The 21,438-nt window shown below is 38.8% G+C and carries 17 protein-coding genes; 12 read left to right on the top strand and 5 right to left on the bottom strand.

Going from position 1 to position 21,438, the window contains the following annotated elements; all coding sequences use genetic code 11:
* Positions 1-9: 9 nt before the first annotated feature.
* The 12 genes from EHQ43_RS18175 to lpxB all read left to right on the top strand — a co-directional run bounded on the left by EHQ43_RS18175 (position 10) and on the right by lpxB (position 15,468).
* Complete coding sequence (locus EHQ43_RS18175; RefSeq protein ID WP_135771951.1) at positions 10-2,322, top strand: PP2C family protein-serine/threonine phosphatase; 2,313 nt, start codon at positions 10-12, stop codon at positions 2,320-2,322.
* Between the two features lie 37 nt (positions 2,323-2,359).
* Complete coding sequence (locus tag EHQ43_RS18170) at positions 2,360-3,766, top strand: Lcl C-terminal domain-containing protein (RefSeq protein WP_135771950.1); 1,407 nt, start codon at positions 2,360-2,362, stop codon at positions 3,764-3,766.
* A complete protein-coding gene (locus EHQ43_RS18165) occupies positions 3,767-4,468 on the top strand; it encodes a hypothetical protein (RefSeq protein ID WP_135771949.1) in 702 nt (233 codons plus the stop codon).
* A gap of 9 nt (positions 4,469-4,477) precedes the next feature.
* Positions 4,478-5,857 carry a Vgb family protein gene (locus EHQ43_RS18160; protein WP_244242891.1) on the top strand — a complete coding sequence of 460 codons (1,380 nt, stop codon included), beginning with the start codon at positions 4,478-4,480 and terminating at the stop codon, positions 5,855-5,857.
* A gap of 89 nt (positions 5,858-5,946) precedes the next feature.
* Entirely contained in the window at positions 5,947-7,854 is a 1,908-nt protein-coding gene (locus tag EHQ43_RS18155) for a PAS domain-containing sensor histidine kinase (protein ID WP_135771948.1), read from the top strand.
* 162 nt (positions 7,855-8,016) lie between these two features.
* A complete protein-coding gene (sucC, locus tag EHQ43_RS18150) occupies positions 8,017-9,186 on the top strand; it encodes an ADP-forming succinate--CoA ligase subunit beta (RefSeq protein WP_135754341.1) in 1,170 nt (389 codons plus the stop codon).
* 12 nt (positions 9,187-9,198) lie between these two features.
* Entirely contained in the window at positions 9,199-10,089 is an 891-nt protein-coding gene (gene sucD / locus EHQ43_RS18145; protein WP_015678143.1) for a succinate--CoA ligase subunit alpha, read from the top strand.
* A 58-nt stretch (positions 10,090-10,147) separates the two neighbouring features.
* A complete protein-coding gene (locus EHQ43_RS18140) occupies positions 10,148-11,689 on the top strand; it encodes a TolC family protein (RefSeq protein ID WP_135754342.1) in 1,542 nt (513 codons plus the stop codon).
* Between the two features lie 21 nt (positions 11,690-11,710).
* The gene (locus EHQ43_RS18135) at positions 11,711-13,165 is read left to right on the top strand and encodes an SH3 domain-containing protein (RefSeq protein WP_135754343.1); all 1,455 of its coding nucleotides are present in this window, start codon (positions 11,711-11,713) and stop codon (positions 13,163-13,165) included.
* A gap of 10 nt (positions 13,166-13,175) precedes the next feature.
* Positions 13,176-13,406 carry an FmdB family zinc ribbon protein gene (locus EHQ43_RS18130; protein WP_135742294.1) on the top strand — a complete coding sequence of 77 codons (231 nt, stop codon included), beginning with the start codon at positions 13,176-13,178 and terminating at the stop codon, positions 13,404-13,406.
* 12 nt (positions 13,407-13,418) lie between these two features.
* A complete protein-coding gene (locus tag EHQ43_RS18125) occupies positions 13,419-14,285 on the top strand; it encodes an LpxI family protein (protein WP_135742295.1) in 867 nt (288 codons plus the stop codon).
* A complete protein-coding gene (gene lpxB, locus EHQ43_RS18120) occupies positions 14,254-15,468 on the top strand; it encodes a lipid-A-disaccharide synthase (RefSeq protein WP_135771947.1) in 1,215 nt (404 codons plus the stop codon). Before EHQ43_RS18125 ends, lpxB begins: the two co-directional genes overlap by 32 nt.
* On the opposite strand, the gene EHQ43_RS18115 is transcribed toward lpxB, so the two are convergent.
* The 5 genes from EHQ43_RS18115 to EHQ43_RS18095 form a co-directional block, all read right to left on the bottom strand.
* Complete coding sequence (locus EHQ43_RS18115; RefSeq protein WP_167481825.1) at positions 15,451-15,813, bottom strand: hypothetical protein; 363 nt, start codon at positions 15,811-15,813, stop codon at positions 15,451-15,453. The two genes, lpxB and EHQ43_RS18115, sit on opposite strands and share 18 nt — an antisense overlap.
* Positions 15,798-17,981, bottom strand: a complete 2,184-nt coding sequence (locus EHQ43_RS18110; RefSeq protein WP_135771946.1) for an LIC_12586 family protein — start codon at positions 17,979-17,981, stop codon at positions 15,798-15,800. The genes EHQ43_RS18115 and EHQ43_RS18110 overlap by 16 nt, the downstream gene beginning before the upstream one ends.
* A 6-nt stretch (positions 17,982-17,987) precedes the next feature.
* Complete coding sequence (locus EHQ43_RS18105; RefSeq protein ID WP_108958518.1) at positions 17,988-18,677, bottom strand: tetratricopeptide repeat protein; 690 nt, start codon at positions 18,675-18,677, stop codon at positions 17,988-17,990.
* Positions 18,677-20,692, bottom strand: coding sequence for an ATP-dependent helicase (locus EHQ43_RS18100; protein ID WP_208731142.1), 2,016 nt, complete (start codon positions 20,690-20,692; stop codon positions 18,677-18,679). Before EHQ43_RS18100 ends, EHQ43_RS18105 begins: the two co-directional genes overlap by 1 nt.
* 67 nt (positions 20,693-20,759) lie before the next feature.
* Positions 20,760-21,356, bottom strand: a complete 597-nt coding sequence (locus EHQ43_RS18095) for a glutathione S-transferase family protein (protein WP_135754347.1) — start codon at positions 21,354-21,356, stop codon at positions 20,760-20,762.
* Between the last annotated feature and the right edge of the window lie 82 nt (positions 21,357-21,438).

Genomic DNA, 21,438 nt, shown 5'->3' with positions numbered 1-21,438 from the left:
GGGATCACAATGAGCCGATTCTTTGATCAGCTATTCAAATTTTTACATAGGTTCATATCTTATAGTTTCGCTATCGTATTTTTCTCATTACAAGGTGCCTTCTTTGGTGCGTTTTATGCTTACTTTTTTGGATCTGCACTAATCCCAGATTTTTCGATCGAGAACCATCCAGAGGTCGTGTACGTTTTTGTTGTTTCAACAATACTCGCAGCCATTGGGCATAGTATCGAATTTGGAATATTCACTCCATTAGGATATGGAGGGTTTCGGCATGACTTAAAAAAACTAAATGAGTTTTTAAAACCAAACGAAACCATACGGCATAAAGACATTCTTGAATTAGAAAACAATTTAAATACCCTGATCCACCTTCCCAAAGAAAATATGTATGCTGCCATTCGTTATGCAGTGATGGTTTTTTTAGCAGTTTCCTTCACCCACTTGTTATACGGGCATGCAACCTATGAACTTCTTTTGATTTCGATTGGATGGTTATCGGCAGTTTTTGTTTATGGTGGGTTTTCCTATATCATTTCAGATTATTTCACAGGAAACAAACGCGTTGAAGTCAAAAAGATCTTAGCATATCGAGATGTCTCAGTTCACAAAAACTATGGAATCTTAAGCCTAAAAGGAAAATTTATTTTTTTACTCATTTTGATTCTTTTATCCTTAAGTGTTTTGTCTGTTTTTATATCCTTTGGAAATGCAAGTTTACTTAAGATTTCTGCCTTTATTGGAATGACATTTGTAGAAGCTGTGATTCTGATTTATATGTTTTTCCAATCAATCAATTTAACCTTAGAACAAATTAATGAATCTGCCAATAGTTTAGCGACAGGAGGCAGAGGAGCCCTTCCTATTTTATCCATAGACAAAGAATTTATATTATTCGCAGAAAATTATGAAAAAGCAACCAGAGAAGTGGGTAGGATCAGAGAAAACTTACAAGAGTTAGTGGAAGCAAAAACATCTGAACTTCGAAACAGTTTGGAAACAGTGGAAACACTAAAAAAACAACAAGATGGAGATTATTTCCTTACATCACTGCTCATCAAACCTCTTAGCTTAAATAAAACTATAGGTTCTCATGTTAAAACTGATTTTTTAATCAAACAGAAAAAAACTTTTTTATTCCATGGTAAAGAAAATGAAATTGGTGGAGATATTTGTATCGCACGTACCATTACTTTACGTGGAAAAGATTACACATTTTTTCTAAATGCCGATGCTATGGGTAAATCTTTACAAGGTGCGGGTGGAATACTTGTCCTTGGGGCTGCAGTACAATCGATCTTAGAAAGATCAACAGCTGTAGAGTCGGTAAAATTATTATATGCAGAACGTTGGATTAAAAATGCTTACCAAGAACTCCATCATATTTTCGAAAGCTTTGACTGTTCGATGTTAGTTTCCATGGTAATGGGGCTCATTGATGATGAAACAGGGCTCATGTATTATTTGAATGCTGAGCATCCATGGTCAGTGTTATACCGCAAAGGCAGTGCAGAATTCATTAAAAACAATTCAGAACTTAGAAAATTAGGAACTCCCTTTTCAGAAAAATCTCTTGAAATCTCCACTTTACAGTTAATTCCGGGTGATGTTCTCATCCTTGGGTCTGATGGTCGGGATGATATCGAATTTGAAACCGAAACCACGGCAAGAAAAATCAACCACGATGAAGAGCTTTTCCTGAGGCATGTGGAACAAGGGAATGGGAATCTAAAAGAGATCTACCAATCGATCTTACGGATGGGAGAACTCACTGACGATTTGAGTTTGATGCGCATCGCATTCAAAGAAAATGTTCACCAACCACCTAGGGGCATTCGAAAGGAATCTTATGAATATATGCGAAAGGCAAAATCACAGATTAAATTGGAAGAATTTGAAGGGGCAAAATCAAGTTTAATCGAAGCAAACCGAATCAATCCAGAGAACCGCGAAATCCAAAGGGCTCTCATTCGACTTCTCGTCAGGATGAAAGATTACAGTTTGGCAGCAGAAAAATTAAATACCTATATCGAAGAATACCCCGGTGACACTGACCTAATCTATTTAGCATCGTTCACTTACAGACAAACCAAGGAATATGGAAAAGCCATCGATATGGGAGAAAGGATTCGGTTGCGTAACCCTGGACATTTATCAAATTTAATACAACTTGTTCAATTGTACCTCACAATTGGTAATCTACCAAAGGCAGAGAAAACATTACAACTCACATCATTCATCCCTTCTGATGCAAAACGGATTGATCAACTGAAATTACAAATTGAGAGCTTTCGTCAGAAAATAGTTGATGAAATTCCGTCTTAAACTGTTTGATTGAATTCGATCGTTTAGCATCGATTTTATGACACAGCTCCAAACAAGTTTTTTACTGCTTTGTTTATCTTTATTTCTCTTATTCTCATGCAATCGGTCAGATTTGGAAAATTTATGTGATCCTAAATCTGACCAATACAAAGACAGCTTACTCCTCCGTTATATCAATTTTGATGAGTCACCTCATTGCGGTGTTGTATTAAAAGTCAATCCACCCACTTATTTAATTTGCCCCCCACTCATACCGAAAAGGAATGGAACTTATTTTTTCGAAGCATTTGAATCAGATGGAAACAGGCTTAGTTTTTCCAGTAATCCTCCACTCCCACCTGGTATTTCGTTTTCTTTTTTTTCAAACTCACTTGAAGGCATCTATACTGGTTGGAAGGCAAACCAAGTCCAGTTCACAATCACGGCAAGTAATCCCAAAGGTAGCGCCAGTTGTGTCTACCAACCAGCATGGATGGGAAAGGCTCCTCCGAAGACCAATATCACTGTGTGTTACGATGCAGGAGGAAATGTTGATGCAACTTGTACAGCAATTCCAGGCCAAGACGGGCATCTACAAAGAGGAATTAACACAAGTTTTGTGGGACCTAGCCTAGTTTCCGGAGTTGAAATCACAGCCGATTTAGTAACGGGTCTTGTTTGGACAAGTTGTAACCGAGGGAGAACAGGCATTGGTTGCGGAACTGTGGGTACAGATACCTTTACATTTGCAGGAGCACAAACTGAATGTACAAGTTTGAATGCGGGTTCTGGTTTTGCAGATCGAACCGATTGGCGAGTACCCGAAATAGAAGAATACATAAGTATTTTTGATCACACCACAGAAAATCCATCGATCAATTCATCTTATTTTCCACAAACTAATAGTTTTAATTACAAATCCAATACATCGAATGCTGCAAATACTGGAGCGTTTTACCCAACCTATATCCAATCCTCCATCGGATTTGGAGTTTATTCAGACTTACATCACCTTCGTTGTGTCGCCACACCAAGAAATACCTTTACCAAACGATTCATTGATCAATCTGATGGAACAATACTGGATTTAGATACAGCCCTTCTTTGGCAAAAATGTACAGCGGGTCAGCCGAATGTTGCCACTTGTTCTGGGGGAACAGACAGTGCATTACAATGGTCTGGAGCGATTAATTACTGCCAAAGTTTAACACTTGCTGGAAAAACATGGAGACTTCCTAATGCAAATGAATTAATTTCACTAAAAGATATCCGATTTAATTTCGGAACTCCAGGATATAATCCATTGTATTTTCCCAATACAGCTTCTACATCGTTTTGGTCATCGAGCCCTGTCATTGGAACTCCTTCAACTATGGCATATGTTACCGATTTTGGAACCTCTGGCGGTGGACCTGTTTTAAAAACTGATGCAAGTGTTCGAACTCGCTGCGTTACTGATTATTAGATGTTAGGTTACAATTTGTTACTCCAATTCAAAAAAAATTTTCTAACTTATTTCATTCTATTACTTCTGACAAATTGTACAACAATTGGGTTTCATCAAGACAAAGTGAGAGAAGCCATTTCATTTGGTGAACCTATATCATTTCGAGTTTGTGTTATCAAAGAGAAAGGGATTTTAGACCAGGATGTATGGACATTATTTGAAGTATGGAACGAAGAATTAAGTTTATACAAATTAAAAGCAGAACCTACAATCCTATTAGAAATGGAACGTCCTGGATTTTACGGATCAGATATACTAGAATACTTAAACAATACAAGGATGCCAGACCAATGTGATCGACTTTTGTATCTAAAAGGAAGGACTTGGGGGGACATCGTATTTGAGATTTTTACCTTAGGGATCTTTGCAGGCATTGGATTAAAGTTAGAAGTTCAAGGTGCTGTTGAAGCGAGAACCAACACCAAAGGTTATATCAAAGCAAAATACATATCGACCATACAACTAATATTCACAAGCCCTAAATCAACATTGATCCATGAAGGATACCATCTACTCGGTTGTGGTCACCAATTGTTTATGAAAGAATGTTATGATAGGATCAGAGATGTAAAATTACTAATTACAGATCCAGAAAGGGATCCCAATTTTTTTCCTGTGATTAATACTTCCGGAAAAAAAATCTTAAAAAGACCTTTCTAACAATTATTTATGTCCAAATCTCAACGAACACGACTTCGGACAATTCCGCAAGTAATCCTTGGGGATTTTTCTAAACTTGATTGCGATGCCAATGCACTTACAAGTAACGTCCAATTTAGAACCTTTATGCTCCGTTACCTTGTATTGTTTTTTTTCCTGATTTTTTGTTCCCATTGTTCCAGTGCAAAGATCTCTAACAATTGTGATGTGAATTCGGATTCATTTTTGAATCAATTACTATTTCGTATTGTGGTTAAAGACAAAAGTTACCATTGTGGTTACAAAGTTGCACCAGCTGCTTGTACCTTAAGTTACGAAGAAACCCATTTGCCTGAGAACTGGAGGCAGGTGAAACAAGAAGTGGAAGCACAATTTGCACTTGGTTCGAGCGAAGGGGAAACCTTAACCCAATACAATCCGGCCACTGTTCTTTCTGTAACCGGGACTGCGGGAACAGATTTCCAAGGTGCGCTTGCCGCACCAAACGGTAAGGTTTATCTTTTGCCTTACAACTCTCCTAAAATTCTCGCTATCAATCCAAAAACAAATAACTATGAAGAGGCTACCAGTGTTCCAGGGGCGATCGATTTTATCGGAGGAACCTTAGGTCCGAGTGGAATCATTTACTTATCACCTCATACCAATAATACATTTTATAAATTTGATACATCGAATCATACCTTAACTAACATAACGAACATAACAATGAGTGGTGCGGCTTATAATGGCGGAGTTTACGCACCCAATGGTAAAATCTATTATGTACCCAGCGGGGAATCTATCATTCGCTACTATGATACAAACAAAGGTACCATAGGATCAGTTGCGACACCCGTGTCGGGAGGAATTTTTGCCAACGGAGTGTTAACGCCTGAAGGGAAAATATATTTCATCCCACATACCGCAACAAATATATATATCCTTGACACGAACACCGAGACAGTCACACAACATCCTTTTTCATTTGGTGGAGCAGGAAATTATATCTCAGGAATTTACACACCTAACGGGCGTATTTACATCATTCCTCATAATGTCGCTACCCTTTATTACGTAGATACACATGATAAAGATACCGTTGTCGAGGCAGGAACCATTCCTAATGTGACGGCTTCGATGTTTAATGGAGTTGTACTAGCTCCGAATGGGAAACTCTATCCAATTCCATTTAATTATGGAAAGTTTATCTCCATTGATTCAGTGACTTCTGATATTAAAATGCTTATGCCAAATCCGGGCACTTCTTCCTATCGAGGTGGCGCCATAGGGCAAGGAGGTCAAATTTATCTGTCTCCCCACAATGCAAACCGATTTGATTTACTCGATACAAAATCAAATGGAAGTTTTTGTGATCCTGTCAGGCTTTCTCCTTATTGGAATAAATTTTAAAGATCATTTAGAAAGGATAAATTGATTTCTTTCGTCTGATTGATTTTGAATATGTGAATCATTCCTTGCGTGGTGGTTTACGACTAATCATGAACGAAATGATCCATGAATCAGAGTTTTTTTTTAAGTTTGCAAATAAACTTCCCTATTCTTTATTTTTATTTGAATTACGAACTCAAACAATCGCAAAAACAGATCCATTAGTATTTGCTAACTCCAAAGCACAAGAAATTCACAATTTCACAACTGATACTCTCAGTATTCTTACGATCGGTTCTCTCTTTTCTTTTTTGTTTACCACCGAATTTTTGGATCAAATCCAAAATGACCTCCAAAGCAGAAAGCCTTTTGATCTCGTGGTTTCAAAAGACAAATTTAATACATTCGGAATCCTAAACCAACCGTATCTTTTAAAACTCGATCATTTAGATCCAAATTTTTATACGGTTACGATTGAAGAGTTAACTGATTCAGTTCTCGCAAACAAAATCTTAAAACAAAAAGAAACAAAACTCGATCGGTTATTAAAAACTTTGATCAGTGGTGTGGTTGTCGTAAATAAGGATGGACAAATCATTTATGCAAATGATAGCGCTACTCAAATCTTAGAATTAACATTGGAACAGATCGAACATCGATATTTTAGTTCCAAGGAATGGAAACAAATTTACGAAGATGGAAGCCCTTTCCCAGCTGATAAACTTCCATTGGCTTTGGCTCTTGGAAAACAAATGACAATTTACAATTGTGAACATGGAATCATTTCCTTGGATGGAAATGTTAAGTGGTTGAATGTAAATGCAACTCCCCTTTTTGATGAAGATGGAAATTTAGAAGGTGCCACAGCTAGTTTTTTAGACATTACGGAATTAAAAAAAACACAAAATACAATCGAACAACAAAACAAAAAATTAACATCTGTTCTCGATGCAATCGAAAAATCTGCAATCGTGAGTGTCACAAATCCAGATGGAATCATTATCCGTGCAAATTCAAAATTCATCAAAATTAGTGGATATAAAGAAGATGAGATTATAGGATCTGATCATAAAATATTAAATTCGAAATTTCACAAAAAAGAATTTTGGAAAACACTTTGGAACCAAATCAAACAGGGAAAAACATGGGAAGGAATTATTAAAAACAAATCCAAAGATGGAAACTTTTTCTGGCTCCAAACCTTTATCCATCCGTTATTCAGTCCCTCTGATGAAATAGAAGCATATCTTTCCATTCGTTTTGATATCACAGAAGAAATTCAGGCTCTAGAAAACACCAAACGCGTATTACATTTTACAGGTATCCAAAACAATCGTCTTCAAAACTTTGCTTATATCATATCTCATAATATTAGACAACATTCCTCTAACTTCACTTCCCTCATCCATCTTTTGGAAGAGTCAAAATCGGAAGAAGATAAAAAGAACTTAATTGAAATGTTACATGCTTCATCCATCCAACTTGAAGAAACCATTTCTCATTTAAATGATATCATCTCGATCAACCAAACACTTAACAAACCTATGGAAGATTGTTCTTTAAAGAAAGAAGTGAGTAAAACCCTATCAATCCTAGGTGGTTCGATCAAATTACGCAACATTATCGTCGAAACAATCATTCCAGACGATCTAAACATCAAAACGATACCCTCGTATTTAGAAAGTATCCTCTTAAATCTTGTGTCCAATGCAGTAAAGTATGTGCGATTAAAGGAAGGAGCTTGGATCAAAATCGTTGTGAGTGAGAAAAAAGAACAGATTCAAATTATTGTCGAAGACAATGGACTCGGTATCAATTTACAAAAACATGGAAATAAAATCTTTGGGATGTTCAAAACCTTCCACAGGAATGAAGATGCGAGAGGCATCGGACTTTTTATTACCAAGTCACAAGTTGAGGTGCTTGGTGGAGAAATCTCACTTGAAAGCGAAGAAGGCGTAGGTTCGCGTTTTTGTGTGAGCCTTCCCAAAAATCCTGACGAGACCCTTCGAGCCTAGGGTGATTGTATAAAGGTAAAACCAGTTCCTGGAATTCGATTCTTTCCCCCTCTTTCCTTAGTTCTATTCAATCTCTCTTGACAATCTCACCCAACCCTTGAGGCTTACCCTAGTGATCCGTTGGCGAAAGCTTTCGGACGAACCAATGACATAAGGAAATCCATGAAAGTCCACGAATACCAGGCCAAAGAAATCCTACGTAGACACAATGCCAACGTTCCATTCGGAAAGGTCATCGACACGGTCGGTGATTTCGAAAAGGCATATAACGAAGTTGTCCAAAAATCACCCGTTGTGGTGGTAAAAGCCCAAATCCACGCAGGTGGACGAGGTAAAGGTGGCGGAGTGAAAGTCGCCAAAACAAAAGACGACGCAAAAGCAGCTGCTGAGAAAATCCTAGGGATGCAACTCATCACCCCACAAACTGGGCCAGAGGGAAAAAAAGTCCTCAAAGTTTACCTCGAGCAAGGACTAGAGATTGCAAAGGAATACTACCTTTCCATTTTACTCGACCGTGCCATTCGCAAAACCATCATCATGGCTTCTACAGAAGGTGGGATGGAAATTGAAGAAGTGGCAGAAACCCACCCTGAAAAAATCATCAAAATCCAAATTGATCCAGGCATTGGAATCCAAGGTTCCCAAGTGAGAGAACTTGCGTTTGCACTTGGTATTCCACAAGAAGCACAAAAATCTTTCACTGCCTTAGTCAATTCTGTGTACAATGCCTACATCAAAGAAGATGCAGCACTTCTAGAGATCAACCCTCTCATCCTAACAAAACAAAATGAAATCATTGCAGGAGACTGCAAGATGGACTTGGATGAAAACGCTCTTTACCGTCACCCTGATAATGAAGCCCTTCGTGATATCACAGAAGAAGATCCTTATGAAGTAAAAGCAAAAGAATACAACCTCAACTATGTAAAGTTAGATGGTAATATTGGCTGTATGGTGAACGGAGCTGGTCTTGCGATGGCAACTATGGACATCGTTAAGTTGGCCGGTGCAGAACCTGCAAACTTTTTGGATGTTGGGGGTGGAGCAAACCCTACAACCGTAGAAAATGGTTTCCGACTCATTCTATCTGATCCAAACGTGAAAGGAATTTTTGTAAACGTATTTGGTGGAATTGTTCGATGTGATCGCGTTGCCGTGGGAATCATTGAAGCGACCAAAAAAGTAAACGTATCCGTACCTGTTGTGGTTCGATTAAAAGGAACCAATGCAGAAGAAGGGAAAAAAATCCTGAACGAATCTGGGATGAACATTGTGGGAGTTGAAGGACTCCGTGACGCGGCAGACAAAATTGTCTCCCTAATCAAAAAATAGGAAACAAATAACATGGCTGTATTAGTAGATGAAAATACAAGAGTAGTAGTACAAGGGATCACTGGTAAAGAAGGATCCTTTCATGCTACACAAATGTTGGAATATGGTACGAAAGTAGTGGCGGGTGTAACTCCAGGGAAAGGTGGCCAAACTTGGACATCTGAATTTGGAAAAACGGCTCCGGTTCGAAATACCATCAAAGATGCAATGAAAGAAGACGGAGCAAACGCAGCAGTGATTTTTGTTCCACCTCCATTTGCAGCGGATGCAATTCTCGAAGGAATCTTTGCAGAAATCCCACTAGTGGTTTGTATCACGGAAGGAATTCCAACACACGACATGTTAAAAGTGTACAGTGTGTTACGAAATTCCAAAACCAAACTCGTTGGACCAAACTGTCCAGGTGTGATCAACCCACGTTACAATGTAAAAATGGGAATTATGCCAGGTTTTATCCACACACCAGGGAATATTGGAATTGTTTCTCGTTCCGGAACTTTAACCTATGAATCTGTTGCCTCTTTAACAGCGGCGGGTCTTGGCCAGTCAACTTGTATTGGAATCGGGGGAGACCCAGTTCCAGGGATGAACCACACAGAAGCGGTTCGCCTTTTAAACGAAGACCCAGACACAGAAGGTATCGTGATGATCGGAGAGATCGGTGGAACTTCGGAAGAAGAAGCAGCGGCTTACATCAAAGCTCATGTGAAAAAACCCGTGGTTGGCTTCATCGCAGGGCAAACTGCCCCTCCTGGAAAACGTATGGGCCATGCTGGTGCCATCATTTCTGGTGGAATGGGAACCGCTACTTCTAAGATTGCAGCAATGCAAGATGCTGGTGTGAGCATTTGTGCTCATATTGGAGAAGTGGGTGAAAAAATGAAGGCAGCCTTTAAAAAATAAGGGCTTTTTTCAAAAAAAAACAACTTTGCAAGGGAAATGAGGAGTCTGAATTAAGAATATGGAACAACGTTCATGGGTTTCTAGCGCATTGATTCTTCTCATTTCCTTCGGACTGATCGCTGCCGAGTCGGAAGAAAAAGGATTTACCTTAAGTTTGAAAGATGCGGTTCGGTATGCGATTGATAATAACCGCGAAGTGTTACAAGCAAGGTTGGAGTTGGCAAAGGCTGATTCCAATTTGATGAAGTATGAGGCGAAGTATTCTTGGCGTGCTGTTTCTAAGGCAGAAATCGACCAAAAAAAATTCCCTTTCAACCAAAACAACATCTTCTCAGGGACAAAAACCCAAACCAATACATATAGTGCTGGGATAGAAAAACTCTTTACGACCGGAACTTATTTTAAGATTGAAGCTAGGTCACAAAGGTTTGACTCAAACGCATTTGAAAATCCAAACCAAACTCCAGCGGGTTTTACGGCACTCGGCCTCCCTCCTCTCTACACAGACTCTTTATCTGTTACCATAGCCCAGGACTTACTCAAGAATGCATTTGGTGCAAACGAAAGGAATATGGAAAAAATCCTCGAGAACCAAACAGAGATCATGCGGGAGCAAATGGAAGACCAAGTCGCATCCAAAGTGGTTTCCACACTTGTGGATTATTGGAACTACTCTGTCAAAGAGTCCGGATTCCAAACCTTCGAACAATTACTTAAAAATACAAAAAACGTAAGGGACCTTACGATCCGCAAACAAGGGCTTGGACTCTCAGAAAGTTTTGAAGTCAACCAATGGAATGCCTTACTTTCCCAAGTAGAAGGGCAAATGGCGCAAGCTACTGCTGAAAAAGAAGAAGCAAGACGTAAACTCATTCGTTCCCTAAATCTCCCAGAGGACACTGTGTTCCAAAAAACAACTCCTCTCTCTGAAGTTTTGCCTGAAAAACTCGATTACCAATCTGATATCGATTACGCATACAAACACCGAGCCGACTTCCGCGCCATCCAAAGGAAAAAAGAAAACGCGGAACTGGCAATGAAAATGGCAAAAAATGAAGCCCTACCTTCTTTAAAAGCAGCTGGAACTTACGGATACCAAGCTCAAAATACAATTAGTCCGCAAAATAATTATTCAGACAACAGGCATGGAGTGTTTTCTTACCAGTATCCAGTGATGCAAGGTTCGCTTGATTTGAGTTACCCCATCATGGACAAAGGGGTGAAGGTTGGAATCCGTGATGCAGAAATCCAAAGAAGACAGGTTTCCCTAGAAGAAGCTGATTTGGTAAAAGCTGTTTCTGATGATGTCAAAACAAGAATTGATATTTTGAAGGCTTCTTTCCGTGTGATGGAAAATGCAAAACGTACGGAAGAAGAATCTAGAAAATATTATAATGGTGTGTTACGTTCTTTCCAACAAGGAAGATTCAATGCACTTGCCGTAAAAAATGCATTGGACACATTGGTCCAGGATCAACTTTCTTTAGTTAGGGCAAAAGTTGACTATAATATCAATTTACATCGATACTACGTGGCAAAAAATGCATTATTCGAAGAATACGGAGTGGACCGAGCCAAACTCCTTCCTGAAAATCTTTAAGAGAACACCGGGAGGTTCCTTTTGATTCGCTCCCGAGTTTTTTTTGCAGTTGGGGTTTTATTTTTACTCGTTATCATTTTCACTTATACCTTTGTTGATTTTCGTGAAAGAGACGACAAAGCGTACGATTTGTACCAATCTGAAGCCTATTTAAAAGTTCTAAAACTTTACTCTGAGTCAGAGATTCCCACCAGTGAGTTGGAATTAACCATCCTTTCTCAATCCCTTTCCCAAATGGAAAAACAAATCAATGGGAAATCAAACCAAAAGGACCTTCTACAATTTTTTCAGAAAAGAAAGGATACCAAACTAATTGAATGGGAAACCACAAGAGGGACTTATTACCATATCGAGGATCCCTATTTTTCTCATTTAAAAAAACATGGAACTGGTTACAAACGAGCTCTCATCACAAAAATCAATTCGATTGCAAAACCCATACCCAAATCCGAAGTCACTCATTTCCTACTACTTCTAATTTTGGAAGACCCACGTGGGATGGAAGAAAGTTACAGTGATGCCCTATCCCATTTACTCAGTTTTCCTTTTGAGCCAATTGGCGAAATTGAAACTGGATTTTTACTCCAAACCTTACATTTTTTATCCCAAATTTCTGGTACCAATTTGTACCACCAAACAGCAACAATTCGAGGGAAAAATGTAAACCTTCGCAGTGGACCTGGCCGAGAAAACACGGAAGTGGGTAAGGTTAGTGAACCAGAACCAACCATTTGTTTGGAAGAAGACGGCGCAGAAGAAACCATCGCGGGGAATGAAGGCCATTGGAAACGTTGTTACTTTCCCAACTCCCAAAAAACTGCTTGGATCTTTTCTGGTTTTCTGAAAGAAACCATCGCTGATGGAACGATGATTTCGGAATTTGAGAAACGATTTAAAGCCGTGGACAATGAAATCCGAATCGATTTTGAAGGTTGGGATGGTAAAAAAATCCCTCAAACCTTTTTTGGAAATTACATTCCGAGAGAAACAATCCGTGTCTATGGGGAAACTGGATTTCCAATCTTTGGTACTGTTGGGAAAGGAAACCAAACCCAGAGGATATGTAAAAAACTTTCTGGGAACAAAAACTATTTCGAATTTTCATTTATGCCGACAGATTCGGAAACTCCCATCCCTTTTATCGAAATCCATTTGCAATACAACAATATTGAACACCTCGCCTATTCCATTTCCCTGGACCATACTTCGATTTGGGTGAATAAAAATCGATATGTCCTCGACGGTGCCAAAAGAAGAGAAAATCTGTCCTTACATATCGAGAATCGAGTGGGAGACAAATGGAACGCTAGTTTATGGAGGAGGAACACTGGCCTCATCCAATCCATTCGATCTTACCAACTCTCAGAATCGATTCTTGAAGCAGGCAAATACTCTTGGGAAATTTGTCTGCCTCTGGCAACAAAGCCAAACCGTGATTATGTTTTATTATTTGAAGTGAGAACTGGAATCCATTAAAGGAGAAACTATGGCAACTTACGACTACCATTGTAACACATGTGGAAAAGACTTTGAACATGTACAATCCATGAAGGATGACGCTTTGACGGTTTGCCTTTGCGAAAAAAAAGGATCCGTGGAGAGACGAATCTCAGCAAGTGCTGGTATCATTTTCAAAGGGTCTGGATTTTACGTCACAGACTACAAAAAAGAAAACACACCAGCGGCACCATCCAGCGGCGATACGGCAAGTACGTAAACAGGTCAGTTTTTGGTTTCAAAAGGCAAATTGGCAATCATCGCAGGTGGTGGAGAACTTCCTCACATTGGAATGCAGGAAGCACTCGCAGCCGGCGAGGATCCAATTTTTCTTGGTCTCATCGAATCCGATTTTTCTCCTAGGGGACAAGAAAATCGGACGATACCGGTTCATATCACACAGGTAGGTAAAATTTTAAAAACCATCCAAAAGGAAAAAATCTCTCGTATCTTGATGCTTGGAAAAGTACGAAAGGACCTCCTATTCCAAAAACTCAAATTTGATCTCAAAGCACTTTCTATTTTAGCCAAAACCATTAACCGTAACGATTACCCTATTTTCCTTGCGATTGCGGATGAGTTTGAAGCGATGGGAGTAAAAGTTATCTCCCAAAAAATTTACTTACAATCCCTCCTCTTAAAAGAAGGAAGATACACTCCCAAAAAATTTAGCTCCCAAGAATTAAAAGACATCGACTTTGGAATGTATTACGCTGAAAAAATGGCCGATTTGGATATAGGACAAATGGTTGTTGTGAGTGACGAATCTGTGATTGCAGTAGAAGCTGTTGAAGGGACAGATGAAACCATTCGACGAGGTGGTTTGTATACAAAAAAGAAAGGTGATGCAGTCGTTTGCAAAAGTCCAAAAACAAAACAAGACGAACGATTTGATCTTCCCACGATTGGAATTCATACCTTTCAAGTGATGTTAGAAAGTGGCTGTAAAACACTTTGTATTCGAGAAGGAGAAACCCTTGTCGTAAATCCAAAGGAAGTGATTCAATTTGCCACAAAACACAAATTAAACTTTTGTGTGCTGGGTAAAAATGGAAGTAAGGTTCTCAATGGTAGCCAAAAAAAAATCACATCGGTCTAACGCTAAAAAAAACATCTTATTGATTGCGGGAGAACATTCAGGCGACCTTATTGGGTCTGATCTGTTACAAGAATTAAGTTCAATCGAACCTGATTTCCATTTTTATGGAATCGGTGGTGAAGGGATGATCCAAAATGGACTCGAATCTCTTGAAGAGATGGAAAACTTAAGTGTCATTGGATTTTCAGAAGCGATCAAAAAGTATAGTTTTCTAAAAAAAGTTTTCTACAGAGTATTAGATGAAACTTCACATCGCCCTACACAACTTGCTATCTTAATTGATTATCCTGGTTTTAACTTACGATTGGCGAAAGAATTAAAAAAACGAGGAATCCAAACTGTATTTTATGTTTCTCCCCAAATATGGGCATGGAAATTCAAACGTATCTTTTTTATCAAAGAACACATCGCCCTAATGCTAACCCTCTTCCGATTTGAGGAAGAAATCTACCTTGAATATGGTGTGAATGCGAAATTTGTAGGTCACCCCATCACAAAAAGAATCCCAGAGAAATTAAAAAAAGAGCCGATCATTCCTGAAAAACTACCAGACCCTCATCACGGTTATACGGTAGGTTTGTTACCAGGATCAAGAAAGGGAGAAATTCACAGGCTCATTGATCCAATCCTTGGAACAGCAGTGTTACTCCACGAACAATGTAAGTTAGAGAAAAAGAAAATTGTATTTTTACTGCCAAACATCAATCAGAAGGAAGAAACCTTCCTATTAAATAAGATAAACGCAGTGAAACAACTTCACCCGGATATCCAAATCCATTACCTTTGGAACTCTTCGCTTCGAGTAATGGAGGCAAGTGACCTACTCCTCATTGCATCGGGAACGGCTACTTTAGAAGGTTTGTATTTTGAAACCCCAATGGTGATATTATATAAGGTAAGTTTGTTTACTTATTTTCTAGGTTCACTTCTCATTAAATCGAAGTTCATTGGTCTTGCCAATATCCTTTGTGGCCAGGAAGTTTGCCGAGAAATCACTCAAAATGAATGTAGGCCTGAATACATTGTTTCGGAAGCTTGGAAAATTCTTTCCAATGTGAAATTACGAAACAAAATCAAAGGGATTTTACGAGAAACAAAAGAGCGAGAACTCGGAACAAACAACGCTTCCAAAAAAGCAGCGAAAGAAATCCAATCTATGTTGAAACTAATTCCTTCGGATTAGTCGAACGACCCGATTCTCCCAAGTCCCAATCCAGGATTTGGGTTTGATATCTGAATATAAAAAATATCCTTTCACAGTCTCTTCATCATACGCCCGGATCCGAATCCCAAGAGAATCTAAATCTAATTCCAATCCTTCGTTTCCATCCCAAAGGATTTTTTTGTCCTCTGGGTTTAATTGGATTTGGTGGATTCCGTTCTCCCATTCTAATATCCATTCACCTTTTATATTTGGTATAGATGAAATTGCAGGTGGGATATCTGCTGGATTTGTTTTTTCTTTACATTGAAAACCAAAAAGAACAAGTGTAAACATGATGAATCCGATTTTTATTTGATTACACATTTGTTTTCCTCTTCTGATACATTAAAACTCCCTCTTGTTTCACCAAGTAGTCCATAGAGAGTCATTTGGTAGTTCCCATTCTTATTATTACCATAACCTTTTAAATCAATTGTATCACTTGTCACAACTACATCTGATAAATAATCAAGGTCAGAATATCGATTCAATGTAAATTCCATATCGAAGTTAGATTTGAGTGGTTTGATATCAAAATTACCCTTAGAAACTAAATCACCTTCTCTGAAATTTACACCAAACAATTTCAATGAATAGGACGTCCTTGCATCCTTATGCAACATATAATAATCACTACCGATGCTATTAAAACTAAAGTCGATACTCACATTAGAAGGTTTGACATCAATTCCACAAAGATTCATCCAAGGGTCAGACCATGGATATTCTTTTAAATAAAGATTAAAACTGAAGTTTGGTGTTTTACTCGCAAAATAAGAAACCATAGATACTTTAGAATCTAAATTCCCAAGACCCAAATTTAGACTGAACCGACCATCTTTGACTCCCAAATTACCCTTTGATTCCCCAAGAGATTTGGAACCTCGATAAGGGAAAAAATTTGTAATTTGGATTCCTAAATCAAAATTCATCGATTCCAAGAAATATTTATAAAGTTTGGTTTGATAAAAGTACTCCTCTGGAATGAGTTTCTCTTGCCTTTCTCTAATCTCTTCCATTGTATCTTTTTTCCAATCTTCATACAATGGTTTCCAATCATTGGCAGTGAGTTCTGTTGTTTGGAAACTTAATTTAGTTTTAGAAGACATTGGATAATAATAAGATCCATCTATTTTTTTCGATCGATTCCAATCAGAAGAACCAAAACCAAACAGGTGAGATGGTTTACCAAAAATTTCGGCATCTATTTTTAGATCCCATTCATTATTTGGTTTCCACTTTAAAGAGAGATTTCCATTTTCTAATTGAACAAGCGAAGAATCGAGTTTGATTTCGCTTCCAGTCACATCTCCAATAACTGAAAACCATTTGTTTTTTTCACCAGTTTCGTTTAGCTCTACGAACCCATGTAATTCACCAAACAAAGGATAACGAACATTCCCAGAAATATCAGTGACATGTTCAAATATATCCTCCAATGCCCCAATTTGGAATTCAATTTTACGTGAGACTAAAGTCTCTTTTGTTATTCGAGATAAAACTTGTGTTTTGATTTGGAAATCATTTCCAATGAACTCCCTTTCTTCTGAATCCTTGGTAAAATGAAACTTTTCGCGGAATCGAAAGCCTGTGAGAAGGTAATCTTCAAAAAATGGAACACTGATGTATGAATTTTCAAATTCAACATCACCATCTAAAACAAATCCAGAATTCAAATTAGCAGAAATTCTGCCTTCGCCTGAAACAACTGCCGATTGTACGTTTGCTCCAAACAGATAATTTGTCAGTAGGATCGCTTCTTCGGATGGATAATTTTTCCAAAAAAATTCAAATCGGTAATCTTCCAAATTAGATTCGGAAAACTCACCTTCACCTTTGATTCGAGTGGTGTTTGGAACCCAAAACCATCCATTATTGTATTTTAGAAAAATTCGTTTATTTTTCCTTAATAAATCTATATCCCATCCCTCTTTCCAATCAACGAGAGTTGTTTCCGATTTTTTGACTGTAAGCCTTGCATCATGGAAACGGATGTCTTTAATTCGGCTTGTTTGGATGTATTCAATGAGTCGACTCCGCATTCCAATGTCTTCATTCAAAACCAAATGAGGACTATAAAAATCGATTCGTTCGACGGTGGGAGATTCTTTAAAATAACTAGAAAGACGGAAAGTAACTTTTTTTACCTTCAACATATGATCGTTATACGAAAAATCCTCTTCATTGGATACGACCAAATCTTCAATGATAAGTCCCTCTCGAAGGGAAAAATCGAGGACTCCAATGTCGACTGCTTTGCCTAACTCTTTGTTGATCGTTGCAGAAACAACTTTCCGTAATTTAACAAGTGGGATACGGTAATTGCGGAGGTAAAATTCTAAACCATAGTAAGAGAGAACAAAAAGGAAAAAAACAAATCCAAGTGCTAAAAATGAAAATAGAACCCGCTTGTTTTCACGGATTCTATTCAGTAGTACTTCTAAGTTTTGTTTCCATAAATGGAAACGATAAGTCGAAAAAAAACGTTCCAAAAAACCTTAGAGTTTGCCCTCCGGCTGTAACACTTCCAAACATTCCTTTTGGATGGACTTTAATGTTTCGTTATTTGGAAATTCTTCCAGTCCAAGGTTTGCCACTTGTAAACCTTTTTGATAAAAACCAGTGTTTTTGTATTCAAATCCCATTTTGAGATAGGTCTTTGCCGCTGTCTCATAATAGAACTCATCTTTTTTCTGATTCCCTTTGGTATACGTCTTTGTCAGAGTCGCAAGAGCTGGGTAATATTCCCTTTCCGCAACAAGAGACTGTACGACGAGTTTTTTACGTTCCATCAGGTTCGTATTTTTATCGAGTTTTTCGGATTGGTTGAGAAACTGAATGGCTTTGCTGTATTCGTTTTTCCCAATGTATGCCTTTCCCATCGCCAAATTCCACTCAGACAATTGCACAGGATTTGCTTTTGCTTGGTTCACTTGGTTGAGGGTTGTGATCGTTTCTTCATAACGACCTAAATCGAGTAATAATTTTCCCTTTTTGATGATGAGTTTGTCGCGAGACTCGTCGGATAGTGTAGAGGATTTGAGATCAGCATCGATTGCTTCGATTTGGGCCAAATGAGACCCTGTATTGATTTTAGAAACTCCTGGGCGGATGGTTTCCTTATTTGATGCGCAATTTTCAAATGCCACTACCAACAATAGGAGGGTGAGTGGGAGAATCGATTTCATTAGCCTACCTTTAGTTTGTCTAATTCCTCTAAGAAATTCTTAGTTTCTGTGTCTCTATCCTTTGTTTCCATCGGGAAAAAAAGAACAGCGTCCTGAGACAGCTCGTTTAAAAACCGAGAGGGGGCACTCTCGATTTGCTCCCCAAATTTGCGTCTTGTACGAGCCGAAGTCAAGTACAATTTTCGTCTTGGGCGAGTCATACCCACGTAGAGAAGGCGTCGTTCTTCATCGACCACTTCCCCTTCTTCTTCTATAACACGTGAGTTCGGTAAAATTCCCTCTTCCAGTCCCACTAAAAAAACTAAATCGTATTCGAGTCCTTTGGACTGGTGCATGGTCAATAATTGTACCCGTCTGTCCTCTTCGTCTTCCTTTGGTTCGTCCTCCATCAGAAGAACAAGCCTTTGCAGGAAGTCAAAAATGGTGGCTTTTCCTTCTCTGCCCTCTTCTTCCTCAAAAAAGGACAACATGTTCACTAGTTCACTTAAATTGTAGATCCTAGCCTTCACCACCTTCTCTTCGCTTTCTTCCATGGAAATTTCTCGTTCAAACCCAATTTGGGTGATCATTTCTCTGAGAACGGGAGCCAATTTCTGGGACATCGCAAACTTCTTTTTAAAGGCATCTACCATTTCCACAAATTGGTAAATTTCTTGCCTTACCTTAGCTTTTACTTCGGGTAAATAGTCAGGACTCTCGATCATTTTATGAAAGATTTCATAGAGAGATTGTTTATGAGTGAATGCCTCTTCCTGAAGTTTTTGCATGGTACCAGGACCGATCCCACGTTTTGGGTAGTTGATGATCCGAAGGAGGGAGTAATCGTCCTTCGGGTTTGCGACATAGCGAAGGTATGAGATACAATCTCTGATTTCCTTTCGGTCAAAGAAATTATATCCACCCACTACCTTGTAAGGAATGCTACGGTTGCGAAGTTCTTCTTCGAAAGGACGAGATTGGAAATTGGTACGAAAGAGGATGGCAATTTCTTTTCCCTTAATTTCATTTTTGATGAGAAGAGACTGGATCCGACCCGCGACAAAAATAGCTTCTTCCCTTTCGTCCGAAGTTTCATAGTATTCCACTCGTTCTGCAGAAGGGATCCTACTGTACAAGGTTTTTTCTTTTCGGCCCTTATTGTTTTGGATCAGGGAGTTGGCTGCTTGGATGATGAGGGATGTAGACCGATAATTTTCGAGTAACCGCACAACTTTTGCATGAGGGAATTCCCTTTCAAAATTTAAGATGAGTTGGACATTCGAACCCCGAAAGGCATAGATACTTTGATCATCATCACCCACCACACAGAGGTTATCACTTTTCCCACGAAAAAGTGACAAAAACTCATATTGGAGTTGGTTTGTATCTTGGAACTCATCTACGAGAAAGTATTCGTGTTTCCTCTGGTAATAGGCAGCAATGTCTGGAAATTCAGCTAACAGGCGTTTTGGCAATAAGATTAAATCATCAAAGTCGATGGCATTTTTTTCTTTTAGACCATCCTCATACATGGGAAAAATCTCTGCTGCCACAAGATCGAATTCCCCGGTGAGACCATTGTCTTTTGGATGGACTTGTGTATTTTTGGCATACGAGATCCGCCGTAATATTTCCCTCGGTGGCACTTTTTTTGGGTCGAGCCGTTTGGATTTTAACAGGTCGGACACAAAGGCTTCTTGGTCTGTACCATTAAAGAGCAAAAATGTTTCGTTGTAACCAAGTTTGGTAATATGTTCTTTTAGGATTTTTAGACCTAAGGAATGAAAGGTAGAAAGGGTTATTCCCTTTAGTTTTTCCCGAGGGACCATCTTCCGGAGGCGTTCTGCCATTTCTTTGGCACTTTTATTGGTAAAAGAGAGGGCAACAATTTTACTCGCAGGGATCTTTACCCCTTCCACCATATGAGCGATCCGATTGGTGATGACCCTTGTTTTCCCAGAGCCTGCTCCTGCGAAGACAAGAAGGGGGCCTTGGATGGTGGATACTGCTTCCATTTGTGCCGCATTCAATTTCATAGGGGGTCCAGTAAGGGACATAATCCAGTGAAATCAAATGGGGTCTAGTAAAAAAGGTTTCTCCTGCCTACTTTGGTGCAGTTTCCATCCATGATTTGTTTGGACCATGGAAATTGAGAAAATTCACAAATATCTCTTCTTCCAGAATCGGCAAAACCGACCGGAATCGGATCCAATCGAGAGTGGAGTACAACGCGATTTCAGATAAACCAACTTTTTTATCAGAAAAGAAAAAATTGCCACTTAACTCGCGTTTGACGTAATCGAGAATAGAACTAATCCTAAGTGCATTTTTTGTTAAGTACGGTGCTGCATCAGGTTTTATCCCTTCTTTATTCAGATAAAACAAAAGGATAGCATTGTCGAGAGCTTGGTCAATGGCTGTGAGAAGGTTTGCTTCTCGGTAATAATGATCTCCCTCTTTCGGACGGAAGTTTCCATTCCCCTTTGTGGAAAGGATGTAGTCGGTGATGGTATGGCTGTCCCAAATTTTTAAATCACCTGATTCTAAGTAAGGCACTTTCCAAAGTGGATTTTTTTCTCTAAGTTCTTTTTGCCCAGCTTCCGTCAAGGTGTCTACCATTTCAAAGGGAATTCCCAATTCTAAACAAAGGAAACGAATCCGTCTGACATAGGGAGATGTGATGCTACCGTATAATTTCATAAGGAAAGGATTTCAGAGCATGCTTTCTTAAGCAAGGAGGAAGATTTTGATTTTTAAAAAAAGGTAGTCAAAGGTAGTTTTT

The sequence above is a fragment of the Leptospira bouyouniensis genome, assembly GCF_004769525.1.
Classification (GTDB): domain Bacteria; phylum Spirochaetota; class Leptospiria; order Leptospirales; family Leptospiraceae; genus Leptospira_A; species Leptospira_A bouyouniensis.
Note: the sequence above shows the minus strand (reverse complement) of the source record. Positions and strands in the feature narration are given on the sequence as shown.